Source organism: Bacillota bacterium (assembly GCA_024655925.1).
Taxonomy (GTDB): domain Bacteria; phylum Bacillota; class DTU025; order DTU025; family JANLFS01; genus JANLFS01.
In genome coordinates, this window is sequence record JANLFS010000045.1 from 13,133 (window position 1) to 25,878 (window position 12,746).

At 61.2% G+C, this 12,746-nt stretch carries 9 protein-coding genes; all 9 read right to left on the bottom strand.

The genetic code is table 11. The features are described from left to right. Positions 1–961 (bottom strand): DNA polymerase III subunit delta (holA, locus tag NUW23_08520; GenBank protein MCR4426213.1); only part of this gene is annotated, 961 nt, incomplete at its 3' end. A gap of 24 nt (positions 962–985) precedes the next feature. Further along, the gene (locus NUW23_08525; GenBank protein MCR4426214.1) at positions 986–1,816 is read right to left on the bottom strand and encodes a carbohydrate ABC transporter permease; all 831 of its coding nucleotides are present in this window, start codon (positions 1,814–1,816) and stop codon (positions 986–988) included. Positions 1,817–1,834: 18 nt separating this feature from the next. After that, a complete protein-coding gene (locus NUW23_08530; GenBank protein MCR4426215.1) occupies positions 1,835–2,737 on the bottom strand; it encodes a sugar ABC transporter permease in 903 nt (300 codons plus the stop codon). Further along, positions 2,734–4,866, bottom strand: coding sequence for a CehA/McbA family metallohydrolase (locus NUW23_08535; GenBank protein ID MCR4426216.1), 2,133 nt, complete (start codon positions 4,864–4,866; stop codon positions 2,734–2,736). The genes NUW23_08530 and NUW23_08535 overlap by 4 nt, the downstream gene beginning before the upstream one ends. Before the next feature lie 93 nt (positions 4,867–4,959). After that, entirely contained in the window at positions 4,960–6,228 is a 1,269-nt protein-coding gene (locus tag NUW23_08540) for an ABC transporter substrate-binding protein (protein ID MCR4426217.1), read from the bottom strand. Positions 6,229–6,331: 103 nt separating this feature from the next. Further along, positions 6,332–8,677 (bottom strand): DNA internalization-related competence protein ComEC/Rec2, encoded by a 2,346-nt coding sequence (locus NUW23_08545; GenBank protein MCR4426218.1) that lies wholly within the window; start codon positions 8,675–8,677, stop codon positions 6,332–6,334. Positions 8,678–8,758: 81 nt separating this feature from the next. Continuing rightward, complete coding sequence (locus tag NUW23_08550; GenBank protein MCR4426219.1) at positions 8,759–9,544, bottom strand: helix-hairpin-helix domain-containing protein; 786 nt, start codon at positions 9,542–9,544, stop codon at positions 8,759–8,761. 131 nt (positions 9,545–9,675) lie between these two features. Beyond that, complete coding sequence (gene leuS, locus NUW23_08555; GenBank protein MCR4426220.1) at positions 9,676–12,165, bottom strand: leucine--tRNA ligase; 2,490 nt, start codon at positions 12,163–12,165, stop codon at positions 9,676–9,678. 106 nt (positions 12,166–12,271) lie between these two features. Beyond that, on the bottom strand, positions 12,272–12,746 hold a 475-nt coding region (locus NUW23_08560), incomplete at its 5' end, for a group II intron reverse transcriptase/maturase (GenBank protein MCR4426221.1).

Sequence of the window (12,746 nt, forward strand, 5' to 3'; positions counted from 1 at the left end):
TGATCTCCCAATCGGACCTGGCGAGCCGCGAGACCATGCGCGCCAGCCTGACCTGACTCAGGCGTCGGGCCTGGGCCACTATCTTCCTCGCCACGAAAGCAGGTTTCCCGGTGGTGCGGGTGATGTGTTGCGCAACCTCCTCATCGCTCCTCCCCCGGTCCAGTTCATCCCTGGCCTCGATCAGCTGGCGGAGGTGCCCTGCAAGCACACTCTGGATCAGCTGTGAAGCCTTGCTCAGAACCCTCAGGTCCTTCAGGGCAGATGCAGCGCGGGCCCGGTCGCCGTCGGCCACAGCGTCACAGAAATCATATACCGACCTAGTAGCCCCGCGTCCAACCGCCTGCCGCACATCCTCCTCTGTGATGGCCCGGCGCCCAGGCCCAACATATAGAAGCAATTTGTCCATCTCGCCAGCGAGCGCCCTGAGGTCTGTCCCAATCAGATCGTACAGGAGCTCCGCCGCTTCACGGTCGATCTTGATCCCCATCTCCCGGGCGTGGTCGAATATGAACCTCCTCGCGTCCCGCTCATACGCCCTCCGGAACTCGCAGACCGTGATGTTCTCCCCGCCCGCCTGAGCTTCCTTGCGGGGAGCGGCCTTCGAACCTGAAAGGATCACCACGAAAGTGTCGGGGGGGACGGGACAATCGGACCGTTTTGGGCCTCCAAGGAGGAGGCGAACCAACCGGGCCTGGTCCTCGGTGCGCATCTCGTCGAACCTGCCCACCATGACAATCCGGGTTCCTGAAAACATGGGCACAGTAAGCACAGCCGATGCGATGTCGTCCACTGCCGCCTCCGCGGCATCGAACACGTTTGTGTCCGCTCCGGCTGACCTCTGTTCCATCGCCCTTGCGAGTGCCTCGGCCGCCCGGTCTCTCGAGTAGTCGTCCTCACCGTAGAGAAGGTAGACCGGGGTGAACCGCCCCGTCTTGATTGCCCTCTGGATCTCCGGATCCAACGTCGCTCCCTCCGAATCCAAGGCTCAGCTCTTCAGGCCTGTCCTGGCAATCCCCTGGATGAACTGCTTCTGCGCCGCGAAGAAGATCACCACCAGTGGCGCAATAGCCATGGTCGACGCAGCCATCAGCAGGTTTGGGACAGTGCCGAACTCCTGGTTGAACTGAGACAGCCCCACCTGTATCGTGCGCATGCCCGACGAATTCGTGACGATGAGGGGCCAGAGAAACGAGTTCCAGCCTCCAATGAACGTGAACAGTCCGGATGTGACGAACACCGGAGCTGCCAAGGGAATCATCACCCTCACCAGATACCCGAGCCTGCCACACCCGTCAATTTGCGCCGCATCCCACAGCTCGAGAGGCACTGTCTGGAAGAACTGCCGCATAATGAAGATGCCGAACACACTCGCAGTCCACGGCACAATCAAGGCGTAGTACGTGTCTATCCAGCCAAGGCGGGACACGATCACGTAGTTTGGGACCAGGGTGACCTGGTCCGGTATCATCATCGTGCCCAAAAGCACCATGAACACAACTTCCTTACCGAAGAAGCTCAGACTCGAAAACGCATACGCTGCCAAAGCAGATGTAGCCAATTGCAGCGTGGTCGTCAGAGTGGCCACGAGGGCACTGTTCAGGAAGTACCGCGGGAAGTTGGGGTCGGCCTCCCATGCCGACCGGTAGTTCTCAAGGATGATCTTGGAGGGAACCCATACCAGCCGGTTCACGTAGAGCTCCTCAGGAGCTTTGACGGACGTGGTCAGCATGTAGTAGAACGGCATGAGCATGACAACTGCGCCCACGGCGAGCAGGACGTAGACGATGGGCATCTGGACCGATCTTCGCACGCTCACCTCACCTGCCCCTCTTCCTCACTGATAATGGACGCGCCCGCCCAGAGCGCTCCGCTGCGCGAGGGTGAGCACGAATATGATGGCAAACAGAGCGTACCCGATCGCGGCAGCATAGCCGAACTTGTAAGAGCCCCAGCCCATGTCATAAAGGTACTTCACAACGACTCGAGTCGTCCCAAGTGGCCCACCGCCCGCCGAGGGCCAAAGGACATAGACTTGAGTGAACACCTGGAAAGACCCGATTATCGATATGATAGCCACGAAGTATGTGGTCGGTGACAGGAGCGGCCATGTGATCTTGCTGAACATAGTCCATCCCCTGGCGCCGTCGATCGCCGCTGCCTCGTAGTACTCGTGAGGTATGTTCTGCAGCCCCGCGAGAAAGATCACGACGTTGTACCCGAGATGCCTCCATATGCTCATGAGAATCAGGGCGAACATGGCCCACTTCGGATCGAGGAGCCATGCCTGGGGTGAGATGCCGGCCGGCCCGAGCAAGGCGTTGAGTAGTCCCGCCGTGTCCTCCTTGTAGATCCAGGTCCACACGATCGAGATGGCGACCACCGGAGTGACGTAAGGGAGGAAGTATGCTGTGCGGAACCAGGCCAGAGCCCGGACCTTCTGGTTCAGCAACCAGGCGACTCCGAGTGCTATGGCCATGCCGGTTGGCACCGTGCCGAGCACGTAGACTGCGGTGTTGCGAAGCGCCTGCAGGAAGTCCTGGTCGTGAAGGAGGTCCCTGTAGTTGCCGAGTCCCACGAAGTTCCATCGGCCGATCAGGTTGGTATCGAACAGACTTATGTAAGCCGCATAGAAAGCAGGCATGAAGTGAAACACAAGAAGGATCACGAGTGCAGGAGCTAGGTACAGGTAGGCCTCCGCTGATTCCAGAACAGGCCCAGACCGGCGTGATCGTCTCACTGGCGCATCAGCTCCCTTCGCGCAAGCCATTCCATTACCCCAAGTGTGAATGCCGAGTTCTCGAAACCCGGCCGCACAAGATCGTGGGAGGAGAAAGTGGGCGCCCCTACGCACACTACCCGGCCCAAGCCCACCTCAAATGAAGCCGCAACCACAGGGGCGCGGGCGTACGGATAGTACCGCCCTTCCCCTTCCAGGTCAACGTTGGTGGCCGAACCCGGGGCTCGGGCGAGCACCTGCATGCCGGGAACGGGCAGCGCACCGAACTCCGGTCCTGCCAGTGCACATGCCTCGGACACGTACACCGTGCCTCCAGAAGACAACTCCATCTTCACTTGAGTCTTCGCGTCATGCCTGATCTCATCGTACCCGAAACGAACCGGTGCGCCAAGGCCTTCCAGGATCTCGTTGAACTGACTCACCGATCTCGAGCCATCCTGCCCAAATGACCACGCCCCCAGAAGAAGCGCCCCGCCGTCACGGACGAAAGACACGACCGCGTCCAGTTCCGCGTCTTCAAAGGCAGTGGGCCCCAGAGAGAATCCGACCTCGGGGAGCGTGATCACGAGTACGTCATAATCCGCAAGAAGATCTGCGGTGATACGAGCACTGATAGACCGGGCGTCGTAGTCGTGCGCACGAAGCAGATCGAGAAAGGCGTCGAGGTAGCCAGAATACCGGTTGTTGTGACCTTCATCCACTAACACCTTGGGGAGTCCCGCGGGGTGAACTCGAACCTGCTTGCCGATGAATCTCTCCGGGGCAGCGCCTCCGGGGATGACGATCTCCATCTCGAGGCCTGCGTCACCATGAGCGTCGGGCACCCATTCGAACCGCACCTCTGTTCCGGCACCGGCCGGCACACTCACGACTGTCGACCCCACGAGCAGTCGATCGCGCGCCCCGGGCCGTGTGACATACAAGTGTGCTTCGACACGCTGCAGGGGACTGTCGTTCCTGTTGACGACCTCAGCGAGGACCCGCGTGGGAACCCCCTCGGTTACCATGGGATCCGCGACTGCGAAATCGCACACTGTGATGTCCGCCTCACTGGCAACCCAGATGGGGCTGGTGACAATGACATCCTTGTCCTTCTGAACCGCGCGAACATAGTACCAGTTGTATGACTCTTCGGGGACGATATCGAATGTCACCTCGAAATGCCCGCACCCCGGACCTGCGAATTCCATCACTACCTTCCCGCCGCTTCCGATCACTTGCACGGTGTCGAGGCAATCGTCCGGATCCGGGTCGTCGATTCTGATAGTGAACGGGATTCCCACACCGCGGAGGAGATCGGGAGCACTCAGGGTCACCGTCCCACCAATGAGCACATCATCGGACTCGAAGATCACCCTGACGTTCCGGTCCTCAGTGGCGTATGTCCTCATGCTGCGGAGTGCATCATAGACTGCCTCCCGGGTCAATTCCCATGCGAGCACCGCAGTTCTGGTATCCGCCGCGGTACCCCAGTCGGCTCGGTGGTTGTCCTGGTTGCTCGTCGCCCCAACCTTCCAGCCCCGGTCCAGGGCACGGATGTAAGCACGCTCATTTCGGATATTGTGGGAGTATGGGCCGTTCCCTACCTCGAGCAGGCACATGTACCTGTCCGCCCGGCCCGAGTAGGCGAAGTCGTCCCAGTTTGGCTGTAGTTCGTAATCGGGGTGGTTGAACATCCCGAACCCGTCATACATCGCGAGGAATTCTATCAATTCCGCAAGGCTCCGCTGGTTGTCCCGGGATGCCGCAAGAGGAGTTCCGTACCCCCCTGCGTGGCCGGATGAGTGTGTCCATTCGAACCCGATGAAGGGAACGAAGACGCCGGGTTCGTAGAACTCCTCCGCCTCTTCCAGGCTCTTGTGCCAGAGGATTATGTTCGTTTCCTCCTGCATGTAGTACCCGTGCTCCGTGGTGGCGAGGAAATCGAGGCCGGCCACATCTCGCGCATGTGTGAAGGCATCAGATGGGGTCAGCGCACCGTCTGAGTAGGCAGTATGAGCGTGGAGGATCCCGAAGTAGTGGTTCACCGGCGGCCGGGCTCCGGCTGCCGGCGCCACCAGGGCAGAAACCACCATCACACAGGAGATGCACGCGACCGAGAGGAACCGCGCCAGCCGTGATGAGTTCATGATGAGGAGCCTCCTTTCAGGCAAGCGCAAGCCCGGGGAGGTCGGTCACCTCGGGTCGACGACCCCGGGCTGGCATGCCAAGCTTACTGCGACTCACTTCAACCGAGCGTTCGCCTTCATGACCGCGGCATCAAGGGCCTCCTGGGGTGTGGCTTTCCCAAGGAAGGCTTTCTCAACAGCTTCGGAGATATCGTTCCTGATATTGTTCCAGGCTGCGATATTGGGATCGTACTTTATGTGCCGGAGCTGCTTGAGGCTCTCCTCGTTCCTGGGGTTCTGCTGGAAGAACTCCCTCATCATGTCGAGGTGCACGGCGGACTTCCGCACCGGAATGTAGCTGGTTCCGATGGCCCACTTGGCGGTCTGCCTGGGCTCGACGAGCCACTTGATGAACTCCCACGCAGCCTCCTGTTCCCGTTGTGAGGCTCTTGCGAATATCGCGAGGTCGGTCCCGGCGACAGGGGTGGACCTGTACCTCGGCTCCAGATATGGGAGGGGCGCGGCACCCCATTCGAACTTGCCCGCAACGGCGGCATCGGTATAGCTCAGGCCTGGGGAGGAAGTGAAGTACATCGCGACCTTCCCTGCCCCGAAATCAGCATCGAGGTATCCCGGGATGTAGTATGCCACCTTGTACTTGTTGAGAAGGTCCACCATGAACTGCAGGCTGCGGACTCCAGCAGGGCCCGCCACGGCGACCTTGCCCGCGGCGTCCATCCACTCTCCACCTGCATTAAAATAGAAGCACGCAAACATGTCGATAAAGGGCCGCAACCCCACGCCGTACCTGGTGATCTTGTCGCCTTCTCTGACTGTGAGTTTGTCGGCCGCGGTGAGGAACTCCTGCCAGGTAGCGGGAGGGGACGCGATGCCTGCCTGTTGGAAGGCGGTTTTGTTGTATACCAGCACATAGACGCTCTTGTTGAACGGCATGGTGTACCAGACGCCGTCAAAGGTGCAGGCCGCACGGAGGCCTTCCCAGATATCGTCGATCTCCAGCTGGGACATGCCGTTCGACCCGCGTACGAACTTCTCGATGGGGACTACTTCTTTGCCGGAGATGTACTCCGGAACCCAGTTGCCGTACACCTGCGCCATGGTAGGAGGTTTGCGGGCCACCAGCGCGCCTACGAGTTTCTGGCTCAGGGCACCGTAGTTCCCCTGGTACTCGGCTTTGACAACGATGTCGGGATGCTGCGCGTTGAACTCGGCAACCAGGGAGTCCAGGGTCTTACCCAGTTGGGCCCCCATAGCGTGCCAGAAGGTGACCGTGGTCTTGCCCTGGGCCGCAACAGACGAGCCGAACGTGCAAGCAACGAGCATCACAAGGCTCGCAAGGACAAGGATCAAGAGCCGCTTCAAGTTGTCCCCCGCGCCGCGTCCCGCGCGCGGGGTTTCCCCCTTTCACGTGGTTGTCTGCTGGCTCGTATTCGACGAAGAGGATTACACTCCTCTCGTCCCCTACCTATTTCGAAAGACTCTCCAAACCTCGAAACATCGGTGACCTGTTCCAGACAGCGCGCATGTCGGATATCAGGGTTTTCCGGAGGAGCGGCCAGAATGTCACTGTCACCGCCCCCACTTCGTCCGTCCTGAGCACCCGGGCGCCGGCAGCAGCGAGCCGCGCCAAGACTGCCTCGGATGGGTGCCCATACGCGTTTCTCCCAACGGAGACCACGACGGACTCTGGTGCTACCGCCTCGATGAACCTCTGGCCGGAGGAACCGGAAGAGCCATGGTGCCCAACTTTGAGAACGAGTGTGCGGGGCACACCCGCCCTCAGAGCACGGGCCTCGAATGCGTGGCCCGAATCCGCACACAGCAGGGCGGAGAACCCCCGAAACTCGATCCTAAGCACAATTGACGCCTCATTCGCATCCAGTCTGGCTGGTGCACCCGGTCGCGGTGGATTCAGAACCTGGATCGATAGGCCGCCCCACGCGATTGTGTGACCGGAAGCAACGGCAACCGTCACCGCCCCAGAGCGCTCTGCTGCCTTGATGAACTCCAGGGCGTATCTGGAACAGGGTTGCCCAGCGGGGACTATCGCGGCCCCCACCCTTGCTCCTTCCATGGCGCGCGGCAATCCCCCGGCATGGTCCGAATGCCCGTGGGTCATCACCACGGCATCGATCGTGCCGACTCCCTGCCTACGTAGGAACGGCCGGACATGTCTCTCCCCGGCGTACTGGTCCCCTCCATCAACGAGCATGACTTGCCCCGAGGTGGAGCGGACGTAGATGGCATCCCCCTGTCCCACACTGAGAAAGACCATCCGGAACGGGCGAGGGGCGGCCACCCATATTACTGCACCTGCAGTGACCACAGCGAGGGCTCGAGTCAGGCGGCGGGTGAGAATCCTCCGGGCCCGGAGGCCGACAGCAGGACGGAAGAGAGCACCTATGATGATCAAGACACCAAGATAGTAGAGGCCGATCTCTGGACCAGTCAGGGACCTGACCCAGACAGTCGTCCAGCCCTCCCTACCAGACCACAGAACAAACCTGCCCAGGGCCTCGAGAGCCGTGCCCGACACCTGGTTTACGGCCACTCCCATCGGCGACCAGACTGTGCAGAGCGCGCATCCGACGAAACCAAGCCAGAGAGCAATGGTGGCGAGGGGTAAGGCCACCAGGTTTACTAGTGGGCCCACTGTCGCGACCTGGTTGGTCATGTTGGCCACCACCGGCCACAGTACCGCGTGGATGCAGGCGGAGGCGAGGAGACAAACGACACACCAGCGAATGAACCTGTTGAGCCTCGCCGGCAATAGCGCTGCCAGCCGGGGCACTACCGTTACAGTGATGAACGCGGCCATGTAGGACATCTGAAACCCGGGGTCACCCAGGAGAAGTGGGTTCGCCAAGAGCTGTGCCAGCGCCGCCACGGCCAGGAGGTTTGGGGGCCTGACCCTCCTCCCCAACATGGATCCGGCCAAGGACAGCAGAAACACAAAGCACGCCCGGGCGACGGAGGTCCTCATGCCCGCCGCAGCGGCATAGATGAGTGACGCACACGCGGCGAGGGTGTTGGCAATTCCGACCGGCAGATGCATGAGCCGGGCAATGCCCAGCGTCGCTCCGATCACAAGCCCGACGTGGAGGCCCGACGCCGCAAGCAGGTGCCCCGCGCCCACGCGCCTGAATGCCTCGAGGGTCTCGCCGTCGAGAATGTCCGGATCCCCTAATGCCATTGCGAGGAATAGGTCTCGCTGGGCCGGCGCGAGGGTCATCCCCGCCGTCCTCGATACCAGCTCACGCACTGAGAGGCCGAGGCCTGTGAGCATGCCAGGGCGGCCCCGCTCGACCAATGTGATGTCGGACAGGCCTGCCCTCGCCGTGACGTGGATACCCGACCTGAGAAGGATGGTCCGGAAATCAGGCTCGCCCGGGTTCATGGCGCGCGGAGGGAGTTCGGGACGGAGCTTTGCAAGGACCGTGTCTCCCACACGCAGGTCTGCAACATCTGCAGAAGAGTCTGTGTGACCCAGCCTGATCCTGAGCCCTCCGGTGGCGGGCAACAGCGCGTCCCCCACGCCGACTCGCTTCGTGGATATCACCACCTGCGAGTTTCGTGGGACCGTGCGGACGTCTGCCACAATCCCACACACCGTGACCTCGGTTCCGGCAAACCGAGCGACCGAGATCATGGCCCCTCGGTCTATATGACAGACAGCTAGATCCCCGGCAGCCCATCCCGCGATGCAGAGAGCGGCCCAGGCAAACCCGGCCCTGAACCGAACGGACAATCGCAGGGTCGTCCCTGTGGTCGCGGCCACGGCGATCAGCACAAGAGCCAGGACCCAGACCAAGCCGGTGGGGACCCTCCAGAGCCCCGAAAGGATTCCCGCTGCGTAAGCAGTGAGGAAAACGGGAACGACAAGTCCGCGCATCTACTTGACTGTGACCAGAGGAAGTACCGCTTCGAGCTTGGCTTCACCGATTCCGGAGACGCAAATCAGATCACGGGGAGAGAGGAACGGGCCTGAAGCCGTGCGGTACTGAATGATCCGTGCGGCCAAAGCGGGGCCGATTCCGGGCAGGGTTGCGAGCTCCTCGGGGCCCGCCGTGTTTATGTTGACGAGTCTCGGGCCGGGGGTCTCAGCAGTTGGGGTGGACCTTGAGATGTCGGCCCTGCCGCGGACCTCGGCCACGCAGTGGCTGGGTTGGGGCGACAACAGCCCGGGTTGTGTGGGTATGAAGATCTGCTCCCCATCGGAGATGGGCAAGGCGAGATTCACTGAATCGGTGTCGGCTCCGGCCGCTGCGCCCCCGGCAGCTTCGACCGCGTCTGCCACGCGAGACCCAGGGGGGAGTGAATACACCCCTGGGTTGGCAACGCATCCCGCCACGTGTACAACTATGGCCGGGGCTGGAGAGTGGGCAAACGAAAGCGTCTGAGATCGAGATGGGGAGGCTGGATCAGGTTCGGGGTATGCTGGCCTCGCGGCGGCATAGGCCACGCCCGGCAAAGGGGGGACATCCGCCGGTGGGGGCCCGTCAGGCATCTGCCCCGGGTCGGGTCCTCCCGGCCCGGGCGAGTGCCCACCGGCATCTTCGCTGCCTTCGATAACCACCACCGCCGGACGGTGTGCCTGGCGGAACAGTGCAGCAGCCAACCCAAGCACGGCCACTGCCGCCAGGAGCATCGCGATCGTGCTCGCACGCCGTGAACTCATGGTGCTCCCTCCCGAGGCACACCGGCCTGTGGTGGATCGCCGGGCCTCGATCGGATCCTACCATGATGTTGGGATACGGACATCATGCGATCAGGCGAGCACCAAGAGTGATTTCGCCCGCGGGACTGATACTAGGCCACTACGATGTTCAGGAGCTTCTTTGGCACGAGTATGGTGTTCTTGATCTCCTTCGACCCCACGGCCTGCGTTACCCGGTCACAGCTCATCGCGGCTTGCATGATCTCGGTGAGGTCAGCCTCGGCAGGGACCACCACACGGTCGCGGACCTTCCCGTTGACTTGAACTGCTATCTCGATAGTCTCCAGCACCAGGGCGTCCGGATCGTACGCAGGCCACCTCTGCCTGTGTACGCTTTCACGGTGGCCTGTCTCGTGCCACAGCTCCTCGGCAATGTGCGGCGAGAACGGTGCCAGCATCAGGATGAGCAGGTCAATGACTTCTGCCATGACCTCTGCCCCACCCGGCTGCTGCATCACTTCATCCTTCAGCTCGTAGACGGAGTTCACGAATTCCATGATAGCCGCGATCGCTGTGTTGAAGTTGAACCTCAGGGATATGTCTTCCGTGACTTTCTTGAGCGCTGCGTGCGCCGCCCGCCTGAGTGCCAGTTGCTGCCGGGTGAGTCTGTTCGGGCCGGTGCGTTGCGTCGGGCAGACATCTCGGGCCTCCTGGAACTGGTACACAAGCCTCCACACACGCTGGAGGAACCTGGATGATCCCTCGACACCCTCGTTACTCCACTCCAGGTCACGTTCGGGCGGCGAGGCGAACAGGGTGAACAGGCGCGCTGTATCGGCCCCATAGGTGTTGATGATTTCATCAGGGTCCACGATGTTGCCCTTGGACTTGGACATCTTGGAACCTCCGAGAGTTACCATGCCCTGCGTGAGGAGGTTCTGGAACGGCTCATCCACGTTAACCAGGCCTAGATCGTGCATGACCATGGTGAAGAACCGGGCGTACATCAGGTGCAGGATGGCGTGCTCCACACCGCCGATGTACTGGTCCACCGGCATCCAGTAGTTCACCCGATCCAGGTCCCACGGGCCTGTGTCTGTCTTAGGAGATGTGAACCTGAGGAAGTACCACGACGAGCAGACAAAGGTGTCCATCGTGTCTGTCTCTCGCCTGCCTCGGCCGCCACATTCAGGACAGATGGTGTTAACAAACTCGGGGCTCTCCAGAAGTGGGGATTGCCCTGTCGGCATGAATCTGACATCCGTAGGCAGGAGAACTGGGAGATCCCTCTCCGGCACAGGGACGATCCCGCACCGGTCACAGTAGACGATCGGAATGGGCGCGCCCCAGAACCGCTGCCTGGAGATCAGCCAGTCACGCAGCCTGTACCTGACCGCAGGCCGGCCCTTTCCAGTAGACTCGAGGAAGTCTTTCATCGCCGGTTTGGCCTGGGCCGAGGGCATCCCGTCGAACCGCTCCGAGTTGACCTGGACTCCGTCACCCGTGTAGGCCTCTGTCATGGTGTCTCCGTCCAGTTCCTCGCCTGGAGGGTTTATCACCACTCTCACCGGAAGGCCGAACTTCCGGGCGAATTCGAAGTCGCGCTCGTCGTGGGCGGGGACTCCCATGACCGCACCGGTCCCGTACTCCAGCAGCACGTAGTTGCCGATCCAGATGGGAATCCTCTCTCCATTGACCGGGTTCACAGCGTAAGCCCCGGTGAACATGCCTTCTTTTTCCATGTCCTCTGCGGTCCTGACTATGTCATCCTGAGAGATTATCCTGTCCACGAACCGTCTCAGCGCGTCCTGGTTCGGCCGCCCGGCAATCAGTCTATTCACGAGCGGGTGCTCGGGGGCGAGCACCATGTAGGTGACTCCGTAGACTGTGTCATGTCTGGTGGTGAAGACTGTAATCGTGTCACCGGTCTCCGGCACGACGAAGTCCAGGTCAACGCCTTCGCTTCTGCCGATCCAGTTTCTCTGCATTGTCTTGACCTTGTCTGGCCATCCTGTCAGGGTGTCCAGGTTGGCCAGCAGTCTGTCGGCGTAATCCGTAATTCGGAAGAACCACTGTTCCAGAGAGCGCTTTGTGACCGGGGTGTCACACCTCTCACAGAGCCCTGCTACCACTTGCTCATTCGCGAGCACAGTGGCGCACGAAGGGCACCAGTTGACTTTCTGATTCTTCCTGTAGGCCAGCCCTTTCCGGTAGAGTTGGAGGAATAGCCACTGGGTCCACTTGTAGTAGGAGGGGTGACTCGATGCGACTTCCCGGTCCCAGTCGTAGCTGATGCCCATTCTCCGCAGCTGAGAACGCATGTGGGCGATATTCTCCTCAGTCCATTTCGCGGGGTGAATCCCGTGCTTGATGGCGGCGTTCTCAGCGGGAAGCCCGAATGCGTCCCAACCCATCGGATGCAGAACGTTCCAGCCGTTCATGGTGAGATACCGGGCCACGACATCGCCTATGGAGTAGTTCCTCACGTGACCCATGTGGACCCGTCCAGATGGGTAAGGGAACATCTCTAGCAGATAGAACTTCGGCAGGTTCGGATCCTCCGTGACCTTGTAAAGTCCCTCCCGCTCCCACTCCGACTGCCACCTGGATTCGATGTCCTCAAAGAAGTACTTGTCACGCATGCCCATCCCCCTCCCGATACCTCTGCCAATCGGGTAGAAGGGGGCGGCTAGCCCCCGTCCTCCCACACCACCGTACGTACCGTTCGGTATACGGCGGTTCATTAGACTAACGATACGAGCTGTAGAGATCCGATAGACTCAGGAGCCCTTGGTTTCGCCAGTAGGCGAGGCCGAGGGCTTTGCTCAACTGAGGAGTGAGCGCAAGCCTCCGGTACCCCTTGCGGGACCCGCTTATGTTCCTAGCCCAATCCTCTGGAATGCCCAGGGCGACGAGGTTTCGACGCCTGGTCAAGGGCCTCTTCCACTGCCCGAGCAGGCACATCCGCAGCCGTCTCCGTATCCATTCGCCGAGCCCGTGGAAGACGCTCGGGGTCTCAGCCATCCTGAAGCAACCCATCCAACCCCGGAGGCAGACATTCAGCGCGGAGATCCTATGTCCCATGTTCCTGCCGTTGCTGCGGCCGGTGATCTCGCGGATCCTTCCGGGGAACCTCTCACGAGCCTTAGCCGCTAGACGGACACGGGGCTTACGCTCCTGGGTGAACGAGAACCCCAGGAACCCTCGCTTCCACGGCCGGTCG